Raw genomic sequence first — 215 nt, forward strand, 5'->3', positions numbered from 1 at the left:
GGGATCGGCGCCGGGAATGGTCTTGGCATGGATGTACCCGTTAAAATGGTATTCCTGCCGCAAAATGCGCAGCGCTTCGATCATCAGTTCCATGGTGCGGTCCGGGCTGCCCAGATGCTGGGAGATGCCGACGCAGCAGGCGCTTTTGCACTGGAGCGCGCCGTCACCGGAGAAGCTCACCGTTACATTGAGTTTATCCGTTTTGAGGAACGGGA

1 protein-coding gene is annotated in these 215 nt (G+C 58.1%); it reads right to left on the reverse strand.

Annotated features, from left to right (window positions below; translation table 11 throughout):
- Nucleotides 1–215: hypothetical protein (locus H6B10_RS17795; RefSeq protein ID WP_204652597.1), on the reverse strand; the 215-nt coding region annotated here is incomplete at both ends.

This window comes from Gemmiger formicilis, assembly GCF_016901605.1.
GTDB lineage: Bacteria > Bacillota > Clostridia > Oscillospirales > Ruminococcaceae > Gemmiger > Gemmiger formicilis_B.